This window comes from Paracoccus amoyensis, from assembly GCF_014490725.1.
In the GTDB taxonomy this organism is placed as follows: Bacteria; Pseudomonadota; Alphaproteobacteria; order Rhodobacterales; family Rhodobacteraceae; genus Paracoccus; species Paracoccus amoyensis.
In genome coordinates this window covers 809398-834528 of sequence record NZ_JACOQL010000002.1, presented here as the reverse complement: position 1 = coordinate 834528, position 25131 = coordinate 809398, and the positions used below count along the sequence as shown (strand labels likewise).

The window sequence follows — 25131 nt, the reverse complement described above, 5'->3', positions numbered from 1 at the left end:
CGCTAACCGTTTGCGCTCCCGTCTTTCCCCCCTCTCGCGTCATGCTATAGGCCGCAATACTATCGTTACAAACCATCGCAGCCCCCAATCAGGAGCCTCGACATAATGACCCGCGTAAATCCGAACTGCCGCTTGGAAGACCAAGGAATCGAGGGCCTTGGCCGGGTCTATTATAACCTGCTGGAGCCAGCGATCATCAACGAGGCGATTGCCCGTGGCGAAGGCCGTCTGGGATTAGGCGGAACCTTCCTTGCCACAACAGGTGCGCATACCGGCCGCTCGCCCAAGGATAAGCATGTTGTTCGCACTGCCGATGTGGAAAATAGCATCTGGTGGGAAAACAACCGACCGATGGCCCCTGACGCCTTTGATCGCCTGCATGCCGATATGCTGGAGCATATGAAGGGCAAAGACTACTTTGTGCAGGATCTGTTCGGCGGCGCCGACGCCGATAACCGTCTGGACGTGCGCATCGTGACGGAATTGGCCTGGCACAACCTGTTCATCCGTCACCTGCTGCGCCGCCCCGAGGCGGAAGAGCTGGCGACGTTCATGCCGGAATTCACCATCATCAACTGCCCCAGCTTCAAGGCTGACCCAGAACGTCACGGCTGCCGCAGCGAGACGGTGATTGCGCTGAATTTCCAGAAGAAGCTGATCCTGATCGGCAATACCGCATATGCGGGCGAAAACAAGAAATCGGTCTTTACGCTACTGAACTACATCCTGCCGGGCAAAGGCATCATGCCGATGCATTGCAGCGCAAACCACGCAATCGGCAATCCCGATGACGCAGCGGTTTTCTTTGGTCTTTCCGGCACCGGCAAGACCACATTGTCGCAGGATCCCTCGCGTATTCTGATTGGTGATGACGAACATGGCTGGTCGGATAAAGGCATCTTCAACTTTGAAGGCGGTTGCTACGCCAAGACGATCAATCTGTCGCCCAAGGCCGAGCCGGAAATTTATGCGACGACCAAGCGCTTCGGCACCGTGATCGAAAATATGGTCTATGACGAAGACACGCTGGAGCTGGATTTCGAGGACAACTCGATCACCGACAACATGCGCTGCGCCTATCCGCTGGATGCCATCAGCAATGCGTCGGAAACCAGCCTTGGCGGACACCCGAAAAACGTCATCATGCTGACCTGTGATGCTTATGGCGTGCTGCCGCCCATTTCTCGGCTGACGCCTGCGCAGGCAATGTATCACTTCCTGTCGGGCTTTACGTCAAAGACCCCCGGCACCGAGGTTGGCGTGACCGAGCCGATCCCGACCTTCTCGACCTGCTTTGGCGCACCCTTCATGCCCCGCCGCCCAGAGGTCTATGGCAAGCTGTTGCAAGCCAAGATCGCCCAGCACGGCGCATCCTGCTGGTTGGTCAATACCGGTTGGACCGGTGGTGCTTTTGGCACGGGATCCCGGATGCCGATCAAGGCAACGCGCGCGCTGCTGGCTGCGGCATTGGATGGCAGTTTGAACGACGTGCAGTTCCGCAAGGATCCGAATTTCGGTTTCGACGTTCCTGTGTCGGTGCCGGGCGTATCGGACGTATTGCTGGACCCGCGCCAGACCTGGGCCGATCCTGCAGCCTATGATCAACAAGCTGCCAAACTGGTTCAGATGTTCAGCGACAACTTCGCACAATATCTGGACGCAATTGACGATGAAGTTCGCGCCGCAGCCATCGGTTGAGACGTATTGCCCTTATGGCAGACGGGCCGCCTTTCGGGGCGGCCCTTTGCATTCAGACCTCCAGCGGGATCGCGGTTTCCTCACGCGCGGTGCGGATCACCATCATGGTAAAGAACCGCGCGACGCCCGATCCTTCGCGAAACAGCCGCTCGCAAAGCTGGTCGAGTTCCTCCATGTCGCGCAGCCGCAGCATCAGAACGACATCGGTCTGCCCCGTCACCGCATAGGCCTGCACCACGGCGGTCTGCGCGCAGGCAAGCTCTAGAAAGCGCCGCTGCTCATGCGCGCCGTGTCTGTCAAGCTCGACCGTGACAATCGCCTTCAGCCCCCGCCCCGCCCGCGCCGGATCAAGGATCGCGATGATCCGGTCGATGAACCCGCCACGCTGCAGCCGCCGCACCCGGCGCAGGCAAGTCGACGGCGACAGGCCCACCTCATCCGCCATCTGCGCATTGGTGCGCCCGGCATCGCGCTGCATTAGGTTCAGGATTTTGCGGTCGATCTTATCCAGCATGGCACGGCCTTTCAGCGCAAGTCTTGCAATAATATTGCATAAATGTGCAATCTTTGACCACACCGCGGCATGGCTTTCCGTTAGCTATGGGGCCAGCAGACATACGAGAGTGCCCATGCCCCACTGGACTGCCCCCATACGCCGCAGCACGGCCGAGATCTTTTCCATCTGGTGGGAACTGGCCCGCATTATCGCGCCGGTGGCCATCACGGTCGAATTTCTGATGCGGACCGGCGTCATTGCCGCGATTGCGCCGGCTTTCGCGCCACTAATGGGCTTCTATGGCTTGCCACCTGAACTGGCGCTGGCGCTGCTGGCGGGCGTGCTGATCGGCATCTGGAACGCCGCAGTGCTGTTGTTCCTGCTGGTCCCCATGGACTATCTCAGCGTGGCGGATGTGACGGTCTTTTCGGCGCTGATCCTGTTCGTCCATGCACTGCCCATCGAACAGCAGATCATCCGCCGAACCGGGACCGGGATGCTGGCCTCGACCCTGCTGCGCATCGCGGGCGGACTGATCTATGCGGCGATTCTGCGCGTGCTGTTCGATGCGACCGGCTGGCTGTCGCAACCCGTGGCTCCCGCCTGGCAGCCGGTGGCCGACAGCAGCGGCTGGGCCGGTTTTCTGATCGGATTGGCCGAGACCTTGGCAATGATGTTCGTCATTCTGGTCGCGCTGATGCTTCTGATGGCGCTACTGCAACGGCTGGGCATCATGGCCCTGATCCACCGCCTGCTGACCCCGCTGATGCGGTTAGTGGGCATCCGGGGCAAGGCTGTTAATCTGACCGTGATCGGCCTGCTGCTGGGTATCAGCTATGGCGGCGGATTATTGATCCGCGAGGCGCGCAGCGGCCAAATCGCCCCGCGTCAGGTGTTTCTGTCCTGCACCTTCATGGGATTCGCGCATAGCATGATCGAGGACACGCTGGTCGTCATGGCCCTTGGCGCCGATGCGTTCAGCGTGCTGGCCGGGCGGATGGTCTTTGCCATGATCGCTACGGCACTGGTCGCGGCGGTGTTGACAAAACTGCCGGAACGCGCGCCCCAGTCATAGGGGCGCGGCAACTTATAAACCCAGACAATAGCGCATGATCGCCTTTTGCGCATGCAAACGATTTTCTGCCTCGTCAAAAATGACCGAATGTGGGCCGTCCATCACCTCGCTTGTCGCCTCATCATCACGATGAGCGGGCAGGCAATGCATGAACAACGCGTCAGGCTTGGCATGCGCCATCAATGCGGCGTTCACCTGATAGCCGCGCAACTGATTGTGCCTGCGCTCTTTGGCCGACTGCGGGTCATGCATACTGACCCATGTATCGGTCACGACCAGATCAGCGCCTTCGACAGCCCGCATCGGATCGCGTTCGATCGTCACCGGATGACCTTTGGACGCGGCAAATTCCAGCGCATCACGTTCGGGGTCCAGCGGCGGAGGACCGGTAAAGGTCAGATCGAACCCGAACTGCCCGGCGGCGTGGGCGAAGCTGGCAAAGACATTGTTACCATCGCCCGACCAGACCACTTTTCGGCCCGTAATCGGGCCGCGATGTTCCTCAAACGTCATCACATCCGCCATGATCTGACAGGGATGCGTCCGATTGGTCAGGCCGTTTATCACCGGCACGGTGGCATATTCGGCCATCTCCAGCAGCGTCGCCTCCTCAAAGGTGCGGATCATGATCAGATCGACATAGCGCGACAGCACCCGTGCGGTGTCAGCAATGGTTTCGCCATGGCCCAACTGCATCTCGGACCCCGACAGCACCATCGTCTGGCCACCCATCTGACGCACGCCAACGTCAAAACTGACGCGGGTGCGGGTCGAGGGCTTTTCAAAAATCAGCGCAACCATGCGACCGTCCAGCGGCATATCGTCGTCGGGGGTGCCCTTGGGGCGGCCATTCCGCGCGGTTTTCATGGCCTGGGCCTGATCGATGATAGATCTCAGGTGCTCTTTGCTGGTCGTGCTGATGTCGAGGAAGTTGTTCATGCGCAAGTCTTTCGGAATTTTCGGTCAAGCAAGCCGCGTCGCCGGGATAAGGTCAAGCCTCCGGGGTTCGGGGCAAAGAAAATTTCAGCAACGCCGCTTCATCGGAAGCGGATTTTCTTCGCTCGCAAAGCACTTGCCCCGAAAATTCCGATCAACATCCCAAGACCTCAGCTTCCGTCAAAATGCGCCGCGACCCGGTCCAACCGCGCCACGGCTTCGGTGATGTCCTCATCCGTGATATTCAGCGGCGGCAGCAGGCGCAGCGTGTTGTCGGCAGCCGCAACGGTCAGGATATGTTCGTCATAGCCCGCCTTGACCAGGTCGGTCGGCGCGACCTTTGCTTTCAGGCCCAGCATCAGCCCCTGCCCGCGCACACCCTCGAACACGTCGGGATGCGCTGCCACAAGCCCTTCCAGCTTCTGCCGGAACAGCGACGCCTTGCGATTCACCTCGGCCAGAAATCCGTCGCTGGACACGATCTCCATGACCTTCGTCCCGACAGCACAGCCCAAAGGGTTGCCGCCATAGGTCGATCCATGCGTGCCCGCGCCCATACCCGCAGCGGCCCTTTCTGTCGCCAGAACCGCGCCCAGCGGAAAGCCACCGCCAATACCCTTGGCGACCATCATGATGTCCGGCGTGATACCAGCATATTCATGCGCGAACAGACGCCCGGTCCGGCCCATGCCGCACTGAACCTCGTCCAGAATCAGCAGCGCGCCGACCTGATCGCACAGCGCCCGGATGTCGTGCAGATCTGCATCTGCGATCGGACGAATGCCGCCTTCGCCCTGAATAGGCTCGACCATCACGGCCGCCGTCTTGTCGCTGATGGCGGCCCGCAGGGCGTCCATATCGCCCCAAGGCAGTTGCTTGAAACCCGGCATCAGCGGGCCGAAGCCCTTGACCATCTTTTCCGACCCCGCAGCTGCAATAGCCCCGGTCGAGCGGCCGTGGAACGCGCCGTCAAATGTCAGAATTTCGATACGGTCTGGCTGACCTTCATGATCCCAGTATTTCCGGGTCATCTTGATTGCCAGTTCAGCGGCCTCGGTCCCGGAGTTGGTAAAGAAAACCGTATCGGCAAAGGTATTTTCCACCAGCAGATCGGCCAGCTTTTCCTGTTGGGGAATCTGGTAGACGTTCGACACATGCCAGATCTTGCCCGCCTGTTCGGTCAGCACCGCCACCAGTTCAGGGTTGGCATGGCCCAGCACATTTACGGCGATGCCTGATCCAAGGTCCAGATATCGGTCGCCGTTGGTGGCAATGGCCCAGCTTCCCTCACCCCGCTCGAACGAGATGGGTGCCCGGTTATAGGTCGGTAAAACATGCGAAATCATGGCGGATTCCCCGAATGGCATGACGGATTGTGCGGATAAACAAGATCGGATGCTGACGAAAGCGTCAACGTCGGAAGCGTGCGGTATGTACGGTCCATGCGATCATGCATCAGGGCATAGCGCGGTTTTTTGCACCGCGCAATCACGGTTTCATCCGATAGCCCGTTTTCAACCACCGCCATGCGATGAACAGCACAAGCGCCACAACGGCGGCACAAATCACCAACCCACGCAACGGCGGCGCATCGCTGACGCCCGTGACGCCATAGCGTGCGCCGTCGATCAGATAAAAGATCGGGTTCCAGTGCGACAGCGTGTCGAATGGCGCGGGCAGGTTCTGGACCGAGTAGAACGTCCCCGACAGAAAGCTGAGCGGCGTTATGATGAAATTCGTGATCGCTGCCATCTGATCGAACTTTTGCGCCATGATCCCGGCCAGAATGCCCAGCCCACCCAGTAACAGCGCCGCCATCAGCACGAAAGCCAGCGTCCATAGGGGGTGGACGATCCCCACACCGGTGACAAGCACCATCCCGGTTCCGATCACCAGCGCCACCAGACCCGCGCGCACGACCGATCCCGCCAGATAACCAGCCAGCAATTCCCCAGCCGACAGAGGCGGCATCAGCGTGTCGACGATATTTCCCTGGACCTTGGCGGCGGTGATCGAAGATGAAGTATTGGCAAAAGAGTTCTGAATGACCGTCATCATCAGGATGCCCGGCCCCAAAAACACCAGATAGGGCAGTCCCATGACTTCGCCTCTGCCTTGCCCAAGCGCTAGCGCAAAAACCAACACGAACAAGGCCGCCGTCATCAACGGAGCAAAGATCGTCTGCTGCCAGACGGCCGTGAAGCGCATGACCTCTCGCACCGCCAGGGTGCGCAGCCCCAGCCAGTTGACGCGCCCGAAACGGCGCACGCCCATTGCGCCGCTTTCAACGATTGTATCACGAGCCATGCTGCAGTCCTTGAATTCTTGCGTTACGGGCGCTAAATCTCAGCATCCCGTTTGTGACGGGACTATTCACAGGTTTCAAGATGGACGGCGGGGCGGACCCGCCAGGAAAGGCAGCTATGTCCTGGACGGATGAACGTGTCGAGACGCTCAAGCGTATGTGGGGCGAAGGTCAGTCGGCCAGCGCCATCGCCAAAGAACTGGGCGGCGTAACCCGCAATGCCGTCATCGGCAAGGTCCATCGCCTTGGCTTGTCCAACCGGACCGATGACAGCGGCACTGAGTCTGCAGCAGCAGCACCCACCCCCAAGGCCGAACAGCCCACGCCCGAAAAAAAGGCCGAGAAAAAGCCTGCCGCGCCAAAGCCCGAGGCAGAGCCGATTGCAGCCAAGCCCGAACGGGCCGCAGAAAAACCCACGATCGTCGCGCCGCAGCCCAATTTTACCCCAGCGCCGCGCCGCCCGATCGTTCCCGCAGGCCAACCGCTACCGCCGCAGCCTTCGGCCAATGAAATCAGCCCCGAAGCCCTGGCAAGCGTCCGCGAGGTCGAGAAAAAGGCCCGCAAGCTGTCGCTGATGGAACTGACCGAGCGCACCTGCAAATGGCCTATCGGCGATCCGGCAACCGACAAGTTCTGGTTCTGCGGCCTGCCCAGTCAGGCGGGCAAACCCTATTGCGAAGCTCATGTTGGCGTGGCCTTCCAGCCGATGAGCTCACGTCGCGACCGCCGCCGTTGAGATTGCGGCGATGTTTCGAATGAAAGGCCGCCTTCGGGCGGTTTTTTGTTTGTGATTTAAGACCGCTTGACTGGGACGATCCCGTTACCGAAGTCCTGAGCCTAAGCTGCAGAAATTCATAGTATCAAAAACCGAATTTCATAAGATCTGCACAACGGGTCCGTTCATTTAAATAAAGCCCCATGACAATGCCTATACTGTGAGGGAACATCCCCCGGAATATCGCATCATTCATCAAACAAATCCCTGTTCTTTCACACGACGTCAAATAATCTCATCATCCTTTGGTGGACGAACACGGCCTATCCATCGTTCATCAGACGCGTGGAAGATTATAAAGTTCAATCTTGCCTGATTTAAACTCACCAGATTCGCACCCCCCGCTCTATCTGGATTGTTAAACTGCGCAATATCATCCTCCCACCCACAAACCGGGCATATTTCGAACGATCCCGGCGGAGGCTCCTCCAGTGTCAGATAGCCACAGCAGGCACATGCATATCTCATTGATCGTTCCAATATAACATACCGTCCTTTGGTCTGAACATTGTTTTGGGGGCACCTGCTGCATTCATTGCGCCAAAAGTGTTTGTATGTGGATCATATCTCAGCACATCGCCATTTGGCCGTATCTTGGTCAACGTACTGGTCGGCGGATTGCTGACAAAATTCCTTGCCGCGTTAACATATTGAAGTGAGTTCTCGAGCTCTGGAAACTCGGACTTATGGCTGTTCCAGTGGCTAAACGCGTTCTCTACTGGCGACTTTTGACTGGTCTGGGACCAGATAGGTTTACAACACGCCAACCCCAGCGGATCTACCCACCCGTTCGGGTCAGCTACATATGCCTGCGGTCGCAGACCACCTTCCAATCCGATCGGATCGGGAGACAAATATTGCGTCGCCTCGGCATCATAGTAACGGAAGCGGTTGTAATGCAGGCCGCTTTCGGGATCATACCATTGTCCCTGGAAGCGGATTGGACAGTTGATTGGAGGAATGTCGTCATTCGCCGCTTTCGGCTGGCGATGACCCGCCATTTCGCCCCAAAGAGACCACTCAGCCCGCCAGCTTATCTGCTCACCATCTTCGGAAAACAACTCTCGCGGTGTTCCGATGTGATCGGTCACAATGTAATGCAGCGTGCCGTTTTCGATTTGCGCCAAGGGGCGAAAGCTATTGGATTCATAGACCCAATACCGGGCGCTGCCCCAGCATACCTCGCCCGAGGCGGTCATCGGAGCCTCGGCGATCAGGCGGTCACCTTCCCATTGATAAGCAACCCCGCCATTTCCGTCCAACAATCGTGCGACCCTGCGGCCAAGCGGATCGTAGGCATAGTGCCAGATTTCGCCCTCTGGTGTTTCCAGCGCGGCAAGTTGGCTTAGGCCATCCCATGCCATGCGCCAGACGCGCGGACGAAATCCGTTCTCTTCCACGCGCTTCTCGACAACTCGGCCACATGCATCATGACGATAGCTGACGGCACCGCGGCGCCTGACCCTTCCGGCCGAGGTCTCAACCGCCTGCTCTCGTCCGGACTGGATAACAGCGGCGATATTACGTGCAGGATCATATTCGAAATGCGACAGGGCCGAGCGACCATCGGGCCTGTCCACCCGTGTCGTGATCACCTGTCCGCGCAAGTCATAATCGAAACGCGTCTGCCCTGCCCTGTAGTCATTCACCGCGATCGCGCGACCAACACGGTCCCATTCATAACTGCGCTGAACACCGACCGCCGTTCCTGCGCCGTATCCCCGATAAGATCCGGCGCTGAGCCCGCCAATTCGCACGTCATCCGGCATATGCGCCATCGGGCCTGCAAGCTGTTCAGCAAGTGTGCCCATGACGTTGTGGCTTTGCGCAAGCGTGAACCCGGCCTGCGACTGGCGCATCTGTTCCAGGCCGCGCGGATCGTGGCGGAACTTCAGCGGGGCGTGGTTCCCAATCTTCATCTCGACCGGCAGTCCCGCGCGCGTCCACCCGGAAGTCAGATGCAGAACGTCACCTGAACGCGCAATCCGCTGGCCCGCGACGGAATATTCAGACGAAATCTGACGCCCGTTAAGTCGCTCGGAAATGATGCGCCCAATTGCGTCGTATTCATATTCAACCGTCGCAACCTTATTTCTAGCTTTGATCAGCAGACCTCGCGGGTCATATTCGAAGTGTGTCTCGCCCTGTTCTGGTGCCTCTTCTACCGACTGCGACAAAAGGCGACCGGCAGGCGAGTAGGCATAGTTGGTGCGAACACCATCTGCCGCAATGCGCTGAATGACGCGACCGGCCGGATCATGGTTGTAGCGTGTGACCTGCCCCGAATAGTCCTTTTCTGCGATAAGCTGGCCGACGGCATCATACAGAAATTCGTAACGCTGCCCCATCTCGTTTATGACAGCGGTCAGGCGCAGTTCCCGATCATATTCCAAACGCAGCCGATGACCGCTGGCATCCACGGTATTCAGCGGCAGATCAAAAGCTCCAAACCGAAAATACCGCGTGCTGCCAGATGGATCCGTGATTGCGGACAACTGTCCCTCACTGTCCCATGAAACAGTCGACAACGCCAGATCCTCGGTCTCGATCTGACGAATGGCGCCGCGCGGGTTATCCGGCCCGCGCATCATATCGTAACGGGTCGTCGCCCCAACCTCATCCGTGAACCAGCGCATGCGGCCTTCGGTATCGTAACCCATCCGGATTTCATTTCCGTCCGGGTCGCGTTGTTTGCTGGGCCGCAGCAAGGGGTCATAATAGATACGTTGCTGCGCCCCGCCCGGCAGGTCTATGCGCAGCACCTCGCCCTTCTGGCCCAGTCCCAGGGAAGATATGCGACCAAGCGGATCGGTGCTGCCGACGAGGTTGCCGTTTTCGTCGTGCCGGAATTCCGTCCTGTTGCCAGCGGCGTCAATGGAGGCGGCCAGTTGCCCCCCCAGATCGTATTCCCACCGTGCTTCATGGCCATCAGCGTCGATACGCGCGATCAGGTTCCCAAGGCGGTCAAACCTGAACCCTGTCCGATGCCCCAACGGATCGACACGGGCCACAACATGATAGGCGTCATCCCATTCGGTTTCCCAGACCTGCCCAAGCGCGTCTTGCATTCGCCAGACGGTGCCGTCGTCTTTCCAATGCCAGATTGTGACGGCGCCGGTTTCGGTGCGCATGGCTGTGCGCTTACGGGCGATATCATAGTCAATCGTTCCACCAAGGTGACCGCTGTTTGACCATGTCTTACAGATCCGATTATTTTGATCATATTCGTAGTGAACGAAGGTATCTTTGGCATCGCGCCAGCTTATGATCCTGCCTTGCGCATCATATTGATAGGCGATGAAGCCGGTCTGGGACGATCGTATCTCGCTCAGCTGCCCGGCGCGGTTATACCCCCAGGTAAAGACGCATTCATCCGCATCCGCGGCATCCAGCACGGCATGACGGATCACGCCGTTTTCGCTGTGAACCTGCAGCGAGAACCCGTCCGAATGATCAACCCGCCGCAGACCATCCATCCCGTATCGGAAGGTGATGGCATTTTTGTTGCGATCTTCAATTCGGGCCAGCCGCCGCACCCCATTGCCCTCATCGGCAAAGATATAAAACAGCCGTGCCTTGCGATCATGGATGAACAGATCGGCCGAACGCCTGCCCAGCAACTCAAGATGAGGGAAGCGCAAATTATACGCCAATACATCGTCAAGGGGCGCATGAAAGACGATCAGCGTGCCTTCGGGGTTCTGAAAGGTGATCGTCTCACGCTCGATCCGCAGATGCTGCGCCCATGTGCCCGCCCAGCACGCCCCCTGAATGCCAAAGGATTGCGGCGCATAAACACGGTCCAGCCGCAAGGGTATGGTTCCCGGAATGACAATATCCGTCCGAGCCTCCAGCAATTGACCGGTCGCGACATCGATGGGGTCGTTGCAGCCGGTGCGGCTGCTAAGGGGGGCGTTGCCAGCATTGCCATGCGCCGAAGTACCCGGCCTTTGGCTACGCCCGCCGATGGGCAGAATATCCATGGCAATCGCAAGCAGATTGACGGCGCGGTTTTCATTTCCAACGTCCACGGGCAGCGCAATCGGACTCGTATCCATGTCGATTGCGATATCTGGAACGCCATCATTGATTGTGCCGTCACAGGTTGTCTTGTGCCCGATCCGCGCGATCGGCCAGTTATTGGCAAAGACGGTTTCCGCGCCCTGTGCCACCTTGGACTCGGCATGTTCCGAACAATCCACGATATCGGTGACACGGGCGACTGGCTTGTTTCTGAAATAGACATTGGGTGAGCCCGTCTTGATCGTGCCCTTATTTGTTCCGTATTGCCCCGCCGCCGAGGCAAAGCCCGCGGCAAGGCTGCCAACCGCGACCGCAGCAACAATGACGACGGCTGCAACGCCAAATGTAAAGATCACAGCTGCAGCGGCCAACGCACCGACGACCATCACCCCCAACGACCAGCCGCTGACATGGGCAATCGGATGTCCAACGGTTGCGGGCATTTCGCCTGCATCTGAAATCCGCTCGTATCCCATGGCGTTCATGGACCAATGACCGATCCATTCACCGCCCTTGAAGCCGACGAAGCCCACTGCTGCCGCAACGGCAACCGTGGCCGCAACGGGAGCGGCGGCCGTTACTGCCGCCCCGATCATGCCCGCCGCCCCCGTTCCCGCCGCTGACATGGCACCATAAGCGGCTGCCGCAACGATAGGTCCGTAGGTCAGACTGTCCTGAACGGCATCCGAATTATACAGCGCGATTCCGTCATCAATCGTGCTTTCAACCTGATTGGAAGCGGCTTTCGCACCAGCCTGCGCCAGCCCCTGTTGGTGAAAGTCGCTTATCGCGGCGGTGCCATCGGACGAAGCCGCGTCGGGATGCAAGCTTGGGGAGGTATCATCAGGGCTGTCATCCACATCAACATGACGGCTTCCGGATACCGACGAAGCACCAGCCGTCATACCGCTAAGCCAACCACCGCTCATTCGATCAAGCCTCTGCCTGATCCAGCTTCAGTGTAGAGGTAATACGCCTCATTTCGGCCATCTGGCTATTGCTCATCTTGCCGCCGACCGAAGCGGTCAACACCAAAGCGCGCTGACCGCTCTGAACCGTAGTGATGATCTGATGGATCGGCCCTTGCTTGGCGACCCAACGGCATTCAACTTCGACCGCTTCGTGGCCATTCACCGTCAGTTCGCGCCGCTCCACGACCTTGAAATCCTTCAACGCCTGAGCGGCCTGGCGTGCCTGATCATCGACATATTCGGCAAAGGCCATTCCCCATGGTATGTCATCGCGGGTGATCGTCATGGTAATGCCCGGCCCGGATATGTTTGAGCCGATCACATTGATGGATCGGTCTTGCCAATCATTGGGCAGATCAATCGAGCCCTCGTTAATCCGATACATTAGCCCGAAGCACCTTCTGTGGAGTCCTTGTTCAGATGGATCATCGTCGCGACCTGATCCAATACTTCAGCCGTCAGCGTGACCTTGGTGCCGCCAAATTGCAGCACTATGCCGGTCTTCGTCATCGATATCTTGCCGTCACCGACCTGCAACGTGATGCTGTCCTGACCTATCGCAGTGATCGCCTTGGATCCCAGATGCATCGTTTCCGCCGCAGTATGTTGCATGGCAGTATCAGAGTTTACCATGACCTTCTTTTTCGCGGTCATCTGAATATCGTCGTCGGCGGAATATGAGACAACGCCCGGACCGCCGCGTCCGGCAACGGCTTCTTCTTCGATCCGGTTGGCTTTCGCGTGCCGTGTCAAAGCCACGGTTTCGCTAAGATTACCGTTTGAAATGGCCTTGGTTTCGTCGCCAATCTGAACGATTACGTTCCGGTTTCCGCCCTCGACAAACGTCGAATCGTTGTCCTTGATAAACCGCTCTACGTCCTTTTGCGCGTGTAGGAATATCTTCTCGGCACCATTGGCATCCTCGAAGCTGAGTTCGTTGAAGCCCGCGCCTTCGTGTGTTTTTGTCTTGAAGCCGCTTTTGGTCTTGCCGGCGGGCAGCCCATAGATATTGCCATTGCTGCCGTTGACCACGCAGCCTGTCACGATGGGCTTATCCGGGCTGCCGTCAATGAAATCAACGACCACCTCCATCCCGATCCGCGGAATGACGACCCCGCCCAATCCATTGCCCGCCCAGTTCTGGGCAACGCGACAGCGCATCGAACGCGCATCCTCCAGATCCCAATGGAACCTGACCAGAATCCGGCCGAATTCGTCGCAGTCGATTTCGCCATCACCAACCACAACAGCCGTTTGCGGCCCCTCGACGACAGGCGCGGGGATACGCTTGGGCGCAGCCATCGGCGCTGTATCCGGCATCAGCGTATAGCTGCCGCTGAAGCTATAGCCGTCACTTTCTGCCCCGCCTGAACCATAGGCCTCACTGACGAAGTTATAGTTGGCCGACAGGCACAGATAGCGCTGGCCTGTGCCGGGCACCGGATCGCCGGTCAGCTCGAACACCATTCCCGCCCCAAGAGACAGGACATCGCCCACGGCACGGTTCCGGCGGTCGCCCCCACGTTCCTGATTGACGCGCAACCTGGCCGAATTGCGCCCCGCACTTTCGTCCGCGTAATCCCCCGGATACTCGTAGCTCTCCAACTGGCCAAGCGCATATCCCGCATCGCCCATGCGGTTCACTTCCATGACTGCCGAAGGCGATTTGAAGTTATAGTCGATCAGACGCACGGCACCTGTCGTCAGGTTCCGTTCCGGCGACCATTCCCAAAAATGTTCTTCGCTGGCCTGATGATGACCGTCATAGGTCCTGAAGGGCCGCTGTCCTATTGTCTCATGTGACAGCACATCATCTGTCAGAACCAGCGTATGACTGCCTTTGTCATGGCGGAAGTGGAAACTGATGCCATGCCGCTCCATCTGGCGCCGGACAAAGTTCAGATCGCTTTCGCGATATTGCACCGTATATTCCAGAACCGGATAGTCTTCCGAAAGTTTGATTTCGAGGGTCGGATCGCCCAAAGCCGAATATTCAGCGAAAATCTGCTGCAGAATCTGCACAACCGTTTTCTCATGGAATATTTTCTGGTTCTTGCGTCGACCCGCCAGCCATAGCCATGGGCGCAGCACCAGATCATAACGATGGCCATTTTCGCTGGCACCTGCCCAGCGGGCCTGCGTCACGATCCCGTCGAAAACACGCGTCCCTTCGCGCCCCTCAATTTCAACCGTGGCGTGCGTTCCGATCAGCTTGTCAAAGTCTATGGCACCGTCAATCGCCAGCGCGGCAACACGAAACTCGAACAGGTCGTTCAGGTGATCGGCACCATCGAAGCGGAGCAAAGCAAGTGCGTCTGGACCAACGGAGGTGGTTAATTTTCCAACCCTGTCGGACTGGCCGAAACGCAAATTCATCGGGACGCCCCCGCAGTGAAATAACTACTATCTACAAATGCCAGCTTGCCAGCATAGAGCCAACATTGCCAGTGTCGACCACATTTTCACTCGCGTGGGGCGGATGCGTCATTTTTTGTAGAGAACGCCAAGACGTCCAGCGCGGGATTATCCCCGTTTTCCTGCAATTCCACCAGAACGCGCGGCAATAGCTGATCGGCGGCCGCGCCCGCTGTCGCCGCCGAGACGCTGGCAAGCGGATGGGCAGAGGTCATTGCGACCAGAATATAGCTTGCTTGCTGCGCCGCATCGTCGGCTTCTGCCTGAACCGATATCCCAAAATTGCGCGGACCGCCTCCCTCTCCCTGAAGTTGATTCGTCAGATCGTAAACTCCTCCGTTTGGCGAAACGAGGAACAGCCACAAGTTGCGCGCGCCGGAGGGATCACCACTTTGAACAGTTCCCTGAACCTGAAAGCTGGTGGCGTCGACAGCGACCCCGGCCGATAGGGTCGGGCTGGGCGCGGGCCGCCCCGCAATGTCGCGTAGGAAGTTCAGCACGGCACATTGGGAGGGACTGACGGTTTCCTGCACAACTGCGGGCCTGACCCCAAAGGTGTTATCATAGGCGGCAACGACGCCATTCATATCAACCGCGGATTGTCCGAATGCCACAATCTGGCCTGAATGTGCGCCATGGTTCATCCGCGTGGCAAATGAGCAATCGGGCAGAGGCTGTTGGGCCAGAAACCCTTCACGCGTCGACAGATCGCGTGGCACCATGTCCGTCTGTGCAACCACTTCTGGTTCGACGGGCGCGACAGCAACCTGATCCCGCGCTGCCCACCAAACACCGCCGACAGCCAGAATGGCTGTCAAAGTCGTGCCAGCCAGCAATATAATCCTGCGTGGAAACGGTTCACGGCCTCGGCGGGTTGCGCCTGCACGGTGGGTTCCGGGCCGGACAATGCGCCAAACGGGCTGTGCGAGCTGGTCAGTTCGCTAAGATCGTTGCTGGTCAGACTGCCGGTCTGCCGCCCGCCCGAGCCTCTCGTATCAAGGCCGGATGCACCTGCATCGCCTTGCAGATCGGTTGCGCTGCCTGATGACCACAGCGGCAATCGATATTGCGCCGGCAACTGCTGCGGATCGTCCAGTATCTGCAGAACGGCATTCATATCGGTGGGCCGCTTCGCAGGGTCCGGCTCCAGCATATGCTGCAATAGCGGGAACAAGCGATGCGACAGCCCATCAAGCGATGGAATGGTTTGCCGTGCGGCGGATGCCGATACGACGCTGTCACCCATGTCCAATGGCGTGCCCCGCGCGACCATCGCCGCCAGCAGGCCCAGCCCGTAAACATCCGTTTGCGGACCGATAACCCCGTCCCAATGACCCAGCTGCTCTGGCGCGATATATTTGAACTTGCCCGCAAAGCGGCCAGCCAATCCATCGCCCAATTCGGTCGAGCGCGCGATACCGAAGTCGATCAGCACGGCTTCTTCAACGCGGTCATCCCGCAGGATAACATTGTCAGGTGACAAATCCCGGTGCGTCACACCGCTGGCATGCGCCCGCGCCAAACCAGACGCCAACCGCCTGATCAATGCAAGGATCGCCTGATCCGGCAGCGGCCCATAATTCTTGACGCGCGTCCCAAGGTGCCGCCCCTCGACATATTCCATGATCAGGCAATAGCGTTGCAGACCGCCATCCAGAACAAAATTGTGATAACGCACAATGGCATCATGACGCAGCTGGACCAGAACCCGTGCCTCGCGCCGGAACATGTTCAGCACCGTTTCGTCATTGGCCAGATTGCCAAGAATGACCTTCACAGCAACGAAATCACCGGTAAAGACATTCGCCGCGCGATAGACTTCGCCCATGCCACCGGCGCTGATCAGCTCGATGATCCGGTAGTTGTTGTTGATCAGCGTACCGGGTTCGACAAGCCGCACAGGGGCAGATGCCGCATTTGGCTGTTCCGACACGACAGTCGGGTCCGCCACAGGCAGCGGTGTGCGTTCGCCATCCAACGCGATAACCGTGCGTTCCGCGCCCTCCATATCAGATGCGGAAACGAGCGCCTCAGCGGCGTCATCTTCGATCTCGGCAATCACCGTTCTATCGGGGGCTTCCTGCGCGGAACCGTCAGGCGGGGTTGTCAGCGGGTTCGGTTTCTTGTCCCGCCCTACTGCGGGCTTACCTTCGTCACCGTCTTCGGGATCGCTCATTCCTCGATTCCAGCATCCGGCAACGCTGCGACATCCAACACAATAACGCTGACATTGTCGCGTGCACCACGTGCCAATGTTTCTTCGACCAGCGCCTCGGACAGCAGTTCCGCAGGTTGTGCTTGGGCCAGCGCCTCGGCCAGATCATCTTCGTTCAGATGTTCAGTCAATCCGTCCGAGCACAGCAGCAGCCGATCACCGTGACGCAAAGCACCGCTGACCATTTCGGGGCGCGGCTCTGGCCCGATCCCGATGGCCCGGGTAATCACGTTCCGGCGGGGCGAGGTTCGCGCCTCAGCCTCGGTCATCGTGCCTGCGGCAATCATCTGGGCGACTTCGCTGTGGTCGGTGGTCAGGGGCGTCAACGCACCTTTACGCCACAAATAAACGCGACTGTCTCCGGCCCAGATACACGTAAGCTCTCCACCATAAATCAGCAAAGCCGCAACCGTCGCACCAACCGTCTTCAGATCATTTTCCAGCGCATAAAACGAAATGCGCTTATGCGCCCGCTCAAGCCGTTCCATCACCCGCGCACGCTGGTCCTGCGCACTGACAGGCACACCAAGCGAGGCCAATTCCTCGACAATGATCCGACTCGCGACATCGCCAGCAGAATGGCCGCCCATGCCATCAGCAACAGCCCAGACGCCAAGATCGGGTAGGGCTGCGACATTGTCTTCATTCAACTTTCTGACCCGGCCGGTATCGGTGCGCGCGCCGGTACGAATATCGAACAATACGTCAAGCGCAGTCATGCGGCCCCTCCCCCGTGTCGTCGTCCTGCTGCGGCACGCCACCTGTCAGCAGCCAGCCCAATTCGGACGGGCCGGGCAACCCCTGACAAGCCAACAGGCCCGAACCCGCGCCTTCGTTCGCAGAGAACCACCAATAGCTGCGCGACGCCATGGCATGCGCATGGTCCGCCGAAGCAAGTCCCGCCATCAAAGCCGACGCATCCATGGACGAATTGACAGCCCAGAATGTCGGCCAATCCGGCTGCTTGTCCTCGTGCGTATTTGGCAATTCAGCCCGAAGCCTGTCGGCGGCATCGCGCGGTTCGAATTGCGCGGTCCCCAACAGGTTTTGGACGCCAAGCCCCGCGATCATGTAAAATCGTTGATCGGTTTCAATCAGCGGAGACGCACCACCCGATTGCAACGCGATAAATGGAAAACGCCGGCCACTTCGATCGCGCGATGGCGACCAGACCCCGCGCAGTGGGCTGCCATCCATAAGCGCCGGACCAATCCAGAAGCAAAGCCGCGGCGAGACATCGAACAGCGACTGCCAGCGTTCACCCAGCTCGGCCCGCCATGCCCCAAGTGCTGCTTGCGACCAATCAGCAAAAGGTCGCAAAACCGCATCCGACAAACCAGCCGAGATGAAATCCCCGAAGCCCGGATGTTTGCCATAGATACCGGTATCACCGGCCATCAGTCGACGCTCTGCGGACACTGGAACTGTCGCAGCTCGGGCATGGTGAATGGATTTGTGACGGCATTGATTGTAAAATCATAGGTTATATTGCGTCCTCCCACGACAAAGGTCGTGCGCAAGGTATCCCCGCGCTGGTCCCTGTAGCTGGCCGCGTTCAAAAATTCGATGAACGTCCAGGGACTGCCTTCAAATTTCATAATCGATGGACGCTGCAAATGGGGCAGCATTTCCAGAATGGTTGATTGTCCATCACCAGGCCAGACAACGGTCTGCGACAACGATCCGGTCGCCGTATGCACAACCGTGCCATTAAATAGCAACGCGGCACTTTCGATGCTTGGATGCGCATCGACCTGTGCCACATTGATTTCAACCGATGGCTGCTGTCCCCCGCCGGCAAAGAACGCGCGCCGAATTGCCTCAGCCCGTTCGAACTGTTTCAGCGATCCTGCGGACAGGCGCTTGGCGGTTTCGTTATCCTCGCGCCATTTCATCCCATTTTCGGTCCGCTCGACGAATGGTTCCAAATTCTCGGTAAAGAACTTGTCCATTGCGCCCCCCGGCCCGAAGAAGCCCGCAAATTCATTGATTGACAGGCTGCGTGACGAATCCGCGAAGGGGAAGCGGCTGACGATCGAGTTGCGGCAGACCATGGTGATGCTGTCAGTCAACCTGCGGTTCATCACCTCGATGCTGGCTTCTGATGCGCCCAGCCGGAAATCACTTTCCGCCTTGCTCATCATCTGCCCAAGCTGATCGGGAAGTTGGGAATTATATTGCGTCAGCTTGTTCAGCAGTGTCGGCATCGCGGCTTCGGCCTGATCAGGATTATGAACCGCCAACCGCAGATTATCATAAACCGACCCAAGATCGCCAAGAAGGGTGTCGATCGGGCGCTGGTTTGGCTCTCCCTCGACCAGCAATTGCCAGTTTTCAAACTCATCCGCGATGGCTTCGATAGGCGCGGTAATGCTGGTCGGCGATCCCCCGCCACCCGCACCGCCGCCAGAACCGCCGCCTTGCCCACCGGTTTTCGCTTCGGCCTGCGCGGCATCAATAATGATGCGCTGAACGCCCGAAGAACGGGATTCGATGCGATTGCCGATCTGACGCGCAATAGAACTTGCGGCGCCGCTACCCGCGGCAGCATCTTCGCCCTCGCCGGGAGGAGGGGCCACCGCGCCTTCGCCCTCGAACTGTTCATATTCGCGCGGCAGGTTGGTTTCCTTGGCCACCGCGTTGACCAGTTCCAAGATCGGCGACCCTGATGCCGATGCCGCGCTGGCAAGCACCGTATACTGTGGCTTGTCGGCCACCAGCGAAGCCAGTGTCAGGTTGTCCAGAACGCCATTCCAGGCTGCAATGAAATCGCGGCGATAGCGATCCATCAGATCACGGTCCAAACGCGCAAGTCGTCCTTCGATTTCATTCGAGCTGCCAAGATCGCCAAGCACCCATTGATCGCGGCGAAGCTCATCACCCACGACGCCAAGCTGATCGTAGAAATAGCCCCAGAACCCTTCATAGGTATAGATCGAGGGCACAACGGCATTGGTCAGATCGCTGCCATCACGCGTTGCAAAGACCTGTGCCGCGACATTGCCGCCAACAGCTTCGGCCAGACGCCAGTCTTTCAGGCTGGTCGCGGATACGCCGTCCATGATGATCGCATATGCCTGCTCATCCAGCGGAAGCTGTGCGATTGCGGCGCGCGCACGGTCCACCGTCGATTGATCCAGATCAATCAGCAGATCACGAGTATCGTCCAGATCCAGCATGGCGGTCAGATGCAGCTTAAGCTGGTCGATCATGTCCAGCCCCGAAAGCCCCGGATATTCCTCGCGCCAGCTTTGTTCGAACCATGACATGATCGCCGGGTCGTCGGTCGTCTCGCCCTGCTTGCCCAACAACAGATAGACCTTCAGGGCGCGATAAATTTCGGTCATTTCGCCCGAGGCGATGATCTGCGGGATACGCCGTTCAAGGTCCAGGATCAGACGCGGGCGCAGCATCCGCTCCAACGCATCCGAGTAGCTTTCGGTCGCAACGCGGTTAAGCCGGTCACGTTGACCCAGACCAAAGCCTTCCCACATGCTGGGCTCTTCGCTGTCGCCATAGCCTGCTGGAATGGTTGCAATGTCGTTCAACAACGGGACGATTGGCCGCAAATCGGTATCGTCGATCACCTCGCGGTTCAGTTCCGGTCCGGCGGCCACGGTATAGGCCGTCATTTCCTGCTCGGCCGTGCGCACCAGTCGCTGGTTCAGCCAATAGCTGTATCCAAGGGCTGCGACCCCACCAACAACGCCAATTCCGATGATCGAAAGCGCCGCAGTCCGCACAGCAAACGCCCGCCTCACAGCTTTCTGATCGAATGAGACCCACCCCTGTTCAGGGAAAATCACCCGTCGCAGCAAATCATGGATGAAGAAGCTTTTTCCACGCCCCGACATGAAGCCGGCGCTGAAACTCCCTGTCGAACCGGGCTGCTGGATCGCACCAAGCACCTGATCGACCGGCGTGCCCTCTTGCGTGCCCGACGTGAAATAGAAGCCGCGCAGAATGGCATTGGTCTTATATCGCGTCGGCTCGAACACGCGGCGCAGAAAACCAGATACGTTGTCACGCAACAGTGCCATCTGCCCCGGCAGGCCAAAGATTGCGATGCGTGCGACACCATCGGGTTCTTCGGACAAGCGGTCGATGATTTCGTCCGACAAGCGCGCGACAAGGCGATCAAACTCCGCTGGAACCGCCTCGTGCGTGATGGCCTTGCGATCCTTGGTCTGAAAGGTGACGCCCCAGACCAACTTGCGGCGGTTCAGGCTGAAGCTGGCGAAATATTCACGGAAGCCAGCAATCAGGTCTGCCTTGGTGAACATGACGTAGACTGGAAAATCAATCTTCAGCTGTTCATGTAGTTCGGCCAGACGGGCCCGGACGGTTTCGGCATGACGGGTCAGTGTCACCCCGTCATCCTTCATCATGTCTTCGACCGAGAAGGACAGGATCACGCCATTGATCGGACGGTTCGGGCGCGTGCGCTTTAACAGCCCAAGGAACGAATCCCAGCTTGCCTTATCCGCCACTGAATCGCTGTCTTGCGTTGTGTAACGGCCGGCGGTGTCGATCAGGACCGAATCTTCGGCAAACCAGAAATCCATGTTACGCGTGCCGCCAAAGCCCGAGACGGCGTTGTTCTGCGCCAAGGGGAATTCCAGCCCGGAATTGGCAAGCGCGGTGGTCTTGCCAGCACCCGGCGGCCCGATGATGACATACCATGGCAGATCGTAAAGCGACGCGGCCCCGCCTGATTTTTTCAGGACAGCCAGCGCCTCTTGCATCTTTTCAGCCAACACCTTGCCGTCACCCTCGGGTTCGACAGGCAGTAGCGCGGCTTCGATCTCGCGGGCTGCGCGCACACGGCGGCGCCAGCGAATGATTGCAAAACTCGCAAAGATCGCAAGGACCAAGATAATGATGATCAGGCGCCACTTGATGGTAGTCAGCGGCCCCCACCCGGTCATCGGTCCACCGATCCAGATAGCAAGGCACAATAGCAGCAAGCCGATCAGCGACACGGTCCAGCGCCACCAGCCATGGTCGCGCCAACGCGGAGCGCGCAGGTTAAGGCCGAATAGTCTCAATTCTCAGTCTCCGTTCCAGCCTCGGCTGCTGGTGCATTTGCCGTGGCGGCGTCGGTATTTGCGTCGGCGGGCGCATCATAGGTGCCCTCACGCGCCAACAGGATTTCGACGCGGCGATTGGACGATTGCCCCTCGGGCGTTGCGTTGTCACCAACCGGCTGGTCTTCACCCTTGCCAACCACCTCGACCCGACCGGGGTCATTCAACAGCGGTTTCAGGACGGTCGAGACACCTTCTGCGCGGGCGGTAGAAAGTTGGTAATTATCCTTGAACCGTCCGGTGCCGGACAAAGGCAGATTATCGGTATGCCCCTCGATCACAAGGGGACCACTCTCCTGGTTCAAAACCTCGGCGATGCGCCCTGCCAGATCGGCAAAGCCAGGCTTCACCTCGACCTTGCCCAGATCGAACAGTTGCAGGTTTCCAACCCGGATGGCGATATAGTCGCCTTTGGCATCCACACCGACGCGGCCGTCCGAAATCTCGGACGCAAAGGCATCGCGAATACGGTCCAGTTGCGGCACCTCTGCGACATAGGCCGGTCCCGGTGTGCTACGGTCGATCTGGATGACCGGTGACGCGGAATAGACGCCGCGCACGACCTCGGCCGCTTTCGCACCATCGCGATTTATCAAGGTGCCAAAAACAGCGAACGCCGCCACCAAGGCCGCCAACCCGCCCCCAAGGACAGCCGGAATCGGGATCGACGCAAAACGTCGCCCGCGATCCTGAATGACGGGCGTCCATGTGACGGAAATATCCTCATCCGGGCGGGGCTGAACCCGGCGCAGGCTTTCATAAATTGCGCTGCGGATACGGGCCAGATCGGCCGCCCCATTCGGCATGGTCCGAAATTGCCCCTCGAAGCCCAGCGACAGGCAGACCAGCATCAATTCCAGCAGATTGTAGTTCTGACCGGGTGCCTGCATGGCTTTTTCAGCTTCCTGAAAGAAACCAACACCGGAATCGCGCTTGTGGAAAAAGCGGGCGACCATCGAATATTGCTGCCAATTCCCGCGATCGCCACCGGGCAGGTTCTGCACGATATCGTCAGCGGTCCCCGATAGCGCATATTTGGCAACCAGCACTTCATGCGGGTTCAGGCCGGCGGTCAGGGCATTCCGCTCGAACCGATCGATCTCTCGGGTCACATGTTCCATCAACGGGGCGACCTGCAATTCGACCATGCCCGTGCGCAAGCGGCCCAGCAAAATCAACAGGCTGGCCGCCGCCGCAAGAAGCGGGTTCGAGGAGGAACCATTCCCCAACTCTCGGACCTGCAGGGCTTCGTGCAGGGGAATACGCGGGCCATGTGCCTGCGTCGGCGCAGCCTGGCGCGCACCGATATCTGGAAAGAAGCCGCGATCGGATTGCCCGGCACGGCCAATCTGGTTTGGATCATAGTTTGATGCCGGGGCCCGCGCGGGTCGTCCCAGCCACGTTTGTCCGCCACCGGCATCATATCCTCCCGCGCCCGGCGACGGCGAACCGGGCGAGCCAAAGGGCGAGCTACCGGGCGAATTGGATCCGGGATTTCCGAATGGCGAACCCGAAGGCGATTGATTTTGTGGGGGCGGCGGGTTGCCGTAGCCCTGATTTCCGTAGCCGGGATTTCCCCAGCCAGGATTGCTGCTACCAGAGCCCTGCCCCGGACGCCCAATCTGGGTGCGACTATCGTCGTTGGGTCGCGACGAAGGCGGCTGGCCCCAGATGTCGGTATTTGGCCGCTGTTGATTTCCACCCTGTCCGAAGGGATTGCCGCTTGGCAGCGGCCCCCCGAATACGGTCTTTTCGTCGTCGTCCTTGCCTGCCATCAGCCTCGCTCCGGCACAGCCCACAATTCAAGTTTCAGATGCGGCCATTCGCCGGCAAAGTGCATGCCAATGGCGGGCGCATTGGAAAACTCGCGCCATAGCGGCGAGTTCTTTTCCAGCCTGAAATAAACATTCGATGACAGCACTCTGATTTGCCGTGGCGGGTTCGGCAGATGCTGCAACATAATGCCCGGCAGGTTGTTGTTCACAATCTCGGACATGCGCGTATTCGGGCCGACTTTGCACAGTTCGGGGAACTGGCTTTGAACCTGCGTCAGCGGCTTGGCGCTTTCCACCTCGATCACAAAGGTTGCGTCGCGGAACAGGTTGCGGTCGCGAACCTCAGCCAGATACGAGTTCTGACGAACTTCGCGCAGCGGCAGGCGAATGGCACGGCCCACGTCGCGCGACAGAAGGCGCTGAATATCCGCCACAATCTGCGAAAACGCTTCTTTCGGGTCCTCATGATCATAGGCTGGATAATCGGGCGCATGGCGATTGCCGGTATCAAAGGTTGCCAACTCACCCGCCAAACCGATCAATTCACGATACAAAACCTCGGGGTGGATTGCGAATGTCCGCGTCAGGTGGCGCAGTTGCCCGATGTTCCGGTTCAAGGTCAGTAACATCAGATAATCCGATGCCTGCAAGCCGCCGCCTGCCGATGGATCGGTGGCGTAGCGCGACAGACTTTCCAACCGCGCCTCGATCCAGCCGATCACGCGGGTCAGATAGCCCAGAATCTGCGGATGTGCGCCAATGACCAACGCAGGCGGCGGAAAGGTTTCGTCCAGCGTGACAACGCCGTCACGCACTTCGGTAATCCGGGCCAGACGAATATTCTGATAGCCCGGACGCGGCGTCTTGCGGACGGCCAGTTCCAACCGCGGCACAGCCAGTTCAAGCACCTGTTCGGTCCGCATGGATGATGCCGAGTCGCTGACCGTTTCCGTGATAATGCCCCAACGTGTGGTCGCGCCTTCGTCTTCATAAGGGGATGCGTCACGCATGTTGGGCGAGCTGTCGGGCAGAGTCAGCCAAACGAACTGTCCCGCCGCATCCTCGGGCACGGCAACCGGCACAGGCAAAGGTCCGGTGCCCGGCGCGTCAAATGGGGTGCCGTCCGGCATGATCCCGGACACCGCCCGCAGCGACAACATGCCCTGCTGTGCCTGATCGCGATCAACGGTCAGCTCTGCAACGCCCCATGGATACGGGGTTATCAGCTTGGTACGGGCAGTGATAAGATGCTCGTGGTAGCGATCCGCCTGTTGCAGATGCTGGGGCTGCATGAACAGCCCCTCTTTCCAGGCGACTTTGCTGAACCAGGACATGCGGCTGTAATCCTTCCGCCTTTAAA

General features: G+C 58.9%; 18 protein-coding genes. 3 read left to right on the top strand and 15 right to left on the bottom strand.

Annotation, left to right across the window (positions count from 1 at the left end; translation table 11 throughout):
• Positions 1-105: 105 nt before the first annotated feature.
• The gene (locus H4P12_RS08970; protein WP_187793286.1) at positions 106-1698 is read left to right on the top strand and encodes a phosphoenolpyruvate carboxykinase; all 1593 of its coding nucleotides are present in this window, start codon (positions 106-108) and stop codon (positions 1696-1698) included.
• A 52-nt stretch (positions 1699-1750) separates the two neighbouring features.
• Here H4P12_RS08970 and H4P12_RS08965 read toward each other — a convergent pair whose 3' ends face one another.
• Positions 1751-2212, bottom strand: a complete 462-nt coding sequence (locus tag H4P12_RS08965; RefSeq protein ID WP_223115743.1) for an Lrp/AsnC family transcriptional regulator — start codon at positions 2210-2212, stop codon at positions 1751-1753.
• A 115-nt stretch (positions 2213-2327) separates the two neighbouring features.
• Between H4P12_RS08965 and H4P12_RS08960 the strand changes: the two genes are divergently transcribed.
• Entirely contained in the window at positions 2328-3269 is a 942-nt protein-coding gene (locus tag H4P12_RS08960; protein WP_187793285.1) for a nucleoside recognition domain-containing protein, read from the top strand.
• A gap of 12 nt (positions 3270-3281) precedes the next feature.
• Here H4P12_RS08960 and argF read toward each other — a convergent pair whose 3' ends face one another.
• The 3 genes from argF to H4P12_RS08945 form a co-directional block, all read right to left on the bottom strand.
• The gene (gene argF / locus H4P12_RS08955; protein ID WP_187793284.1) at positions 3282-4208 is read right to left on the bottom strand and encodes an ornithine carbamoyltransferase; all 927 of its coding nucleotides are present in this window, start codon (positions 4206-4208) and stop codon (positions 3282-3284) included.
• Positions 4209-4375: 167 nt separating this feature from the next.
• A complete protein-coding gene (locus tag H4P12_RS08950) occupies positions 4376-5551 on the bottom strand; it encodes an aspartate aminotransferase family protein (RefSeq protein WP_187793283.1) in 1176 nt (391 codons plus the stop codon).
• Positions 5552-5693: 142 nt separating this feature from the next.
• Positions 5694-6512 carry an ABC transporter permease gene (locus H4P12_RS08945; protein WP_246449070.1) on the bottom strand — a complete coding sequence of 273 codons (819 nt, stop codon included), beginning with the start codon at positions 6510-6512 and terminating at the stop codon, positions 5694-5696.
• A 116-nt stretch (positions 6513-6628) separates the two neighbouring features.
• Between H4P12_RS08945 and H4P12_RS08940 the strand changes: the two genes are divergently transcribed.
• Positions 6629-7246, top strand: a complete 618-nt coding sequence (locus H4P12_RS08940; RefSeq protein ID WP_187793282.1) for a GcrA family cell cycle regulator — start codon at positions 6629-6631, stop codon at positions 7244-7246.
• Between the two features lie 264 nt (positions 7247-7510).
• On the opposite strand, the gene H4P12_RS19270 is transcribed toward H4P12_RS08940, so the two are convergent.
• The 11 genes from H4P12_RS19270 to tssK all read right to left on the bottom strand — a co-directional run bounded on the left by H4P12_RS19270 (position 7511) and on the right by tssK (position 25105).
• On the bottom strand, positions 7511-7753 hold the full coding sequence (locus tag H4P12_RS19270) for a CPCC family cysteine-rich protein (protein WP_187793374.1): 243 nt from the start codon (positions 7751-7753) through the stop codon (positions 7511-7513).
• The gene (locus tag H4P12_RS08930; RefSeq protein ID WP_187793281.1) at positions 7750-12237 is read right to left on the bottom strand and encodes an RHS repeat-associated core domain-containing protein; all 4488 of its coding nucleotides are present in this window, start codon (positions 12235-12237) and stop codon (positions 7750-7752) included. The genes H4P12_RS19270 and H4P12_RS08930 overlap by 4 nt, the downstream gene beginning before the upstream one ends.
• A 4-nt stretch (positions 12238-12241) precedes the next feature.
• Positions 12242-12664, bottom strand: a complete 423-nt coding sequence (locus H4P12_RS08925; RefSeq protein WP_187793280.1) for a DcrB-related protein — start codon at positions 12662-12664, stop codon at positions 12242-12244.
• Entirely contained in the window at positions 12664-14655 is a 1992-nt protein-coding gene (locus H4P12_RS08920) for a type VI secretion system Vgr family protein (protein ID WP_187793279.1), read from the bottom strand. Before H4P12_RS08920 ends, H4P12_RS08925 begins: the two co-directional genes overlap by 1 nt.
• A gap of 86 nt (positions 14656-14741) precedes the next feature.
• Positions 14742-15512 carry a hypothetical protein gene (locus H4P12_RS08915; RefSeq protein WP_187793278.1) on the bottom strand — a complete coding sequence of 257 codons (771 nt, stop codon included), beginning with the start codon at positions 15510-15512 and terminating at the stop codon, positions 14742-14744.
• The gene (locus H4P12_RS08910) at positions 15509-16870 is read right to left on the bottom strand and encodes a serine/threonine-protein kinase (RefSeq protein ID WP_187793277.1); all 1362 of its coding nucleotides are present in this window, start codon (positions 16868-16870) and stop codon (positions 15509-15511) included. Before H4P12_RS08910 ends, H4P12_RS08915 begins: the two co-directional genes overlap by 4 nt.
• Positions 16867-17628, bottom strand: coding sequence for a PP2C family protein-serine/threonine phosphatase (locus H4P12_RS08905; protein ID WP_187793276.1), 762 nt, complete (start codon positions 17626-17628; stop codon positions 16867-16869). The genes H4P12_RS08910 and H4P12_RS08905 overlap by 4 nt, the downstream gene beginning before the upstream one ends.
• A complete protein-coding gene (tagF, locus tag H4P12_RS08900; protein ID WP_187793275.1) occupies positions 17615-18307 on the bottom strand; it encodes a type VI secretion system-associated protein TagF in 693 nt (230 codons plus the stop codon). Before tagF ends, H4P12_RS08905 begins: the two co-directional genes overlap by 14 nt.
• The gene (tssM, locus tag H4P12_RS08895; protein WP_187793274.1) at positions 18307-21957 is read right to left on the bottom strand and encodes a type VI secretion system membrane subunit TssM; all 3651 of its coding nucleotides are present in this window, start codon (positions 21955-21957) and stop codon (positions 18307-18309) included. Before tssM ends, tagF begins: the two co-directional genes overlap by 1 nt.
• Positions 21954-23771, bottom strand: coding sequence for a type IVB secretion system protein IcmH/DotU (icmH, locus tag H4P12_RS08890; protein ID WP_187793273.1), 1818 nt, complete (start codon positions 23769-23771; stop codon positions 21954-21956). The genes tssM and icmH overlap by 4 nt, the downstream gene beginning before the upstream one ends.
• Positions 23771-25105 (bottom strand): type VI secretion system baseplate subunit TssK, encoded by a 1335-nt coding sequence (gene tssK, locus H4P12_RS08885; RefSeq protein ID WP_187793272.1) that lies wholly within the window; start codon positions 25103-25105, stop codon positions 23771-23773. Before tssK ends, icmH begins: the two co-directional genes overlap by 1 nt.
• Positions 25106-25131: the final 26 nt, after the last annotated feature.

Bases quoted from the DNA above. Each gene is read 5' to 3' on its own strand.
- H4P12_RS08970 (WP_187793286.1), top strand. From the start codon at position 106: ATGACCCGCGTAAATCCGAACTGCCGCTTGGAAGACCAAGGAATCGAG.
- H4P12_RS08965 (WP_223115743.1), bottom strand. From the start codon at position 2,212: ATGCTGGATAAGATCGACCGCAAAATCCTGAACCTAATGCAGCGCGAT.
- H4P12_RS08960 (WP_187793285.1), top strand. From the start codon at position 2,328: ATGCCCCACTGGACTGCCCCCATACGCCGCAGCACGGCCGAGATCTTT.
- argF (WP_187793284.1), bottom strand. From the start codon at position 4,208: ATGAACAACTTCCTCGACATCAGCACGACCAGCAAAGAGCACCTGAGA.
- H4P12_RS08950 (WP_187793283.1), bottom strand. From the start codon at position 5,551: ATGATTTCGCATGTTTTACCGACCTATAACCGGGCACCCATCTCGTTC.
- H4P12_RS08945 (WP_246449070.1), bottom strand. From the start codon at position 6,512: ATGGCTCGTGATACAATCGTTGAAAGCGGCGCAATGGGCGTGCGCCGT.
- H4P12_RS08940 (WP_187793282.1), top strand. From the start codon at position 6,629: ATGTCCTGGACGGATGAACGTGTCGAGACGCTCAAGCGTATGTGGGGC.
- H4P12_RS19270 (WP_187793374.1), bottom strand. From the start codon at position 7,753: ATGAGATATGCATGTGCCTGCTGTGGCTATCTGACACTGGAGGAGCCT.
- H4P12_RS08930 (WP_187793281.1), bottom strand. From the start codon at position 12,237: ATGAGCGGTGGTTGGCTTAGCGGTATGACGGCTGGTGCTTCGTCGGTA.
- H4P12_RS08925 (WP_187793280.1), bottom strand. From the start codon at position 12,664: ATGTATCGGATTAACGAGGGCTCGATTGATCTGCCCAATGATTGGCAA.
- H4P12_RS08920 (WP_187793279.1), bottom strand. From the start codon at position 14,655: ATGAATTTGCGTTTCGGCCAGTCCGACAGGGTTGGAAAATTAACCACC.
- H4P12_RS08910 (WP_187793277.1), bottom strand. From the start codon at position 16,870: ATGAGCGATCCCGAAGACGGTGACGAAGGTAAGCCCGCAGTAGGGCGG.
- H4P12_RS08905 (WP_187793276.1), bottom strand. From the start codon at position 17,628: ATGACTGCGCTTGACGTATTGTTCGATATTCGTACCGGCGCGCGCACC.
- tagF (WP_187793275.1), bottom strand. From the start codon at position 18,307: ATGGCCGGTGATACCGGTATCTATGGCAAACATCCGGGCTTCGGGGAT.
- icmH (WP_187793273.1), bottom strand. From the start codon at position 23,771: ATGGCAGGCAAGGACGACGACGAAAAGACCGTATTCGGGGGGCCGCTG.
- tssK (WP_187793272.1), bottom strand. From the start codon at position 25,105: ATGTCCTGGTTCAGCAAAGTCGCCTGGAAAGAGGGGCTGTTCATGCAG.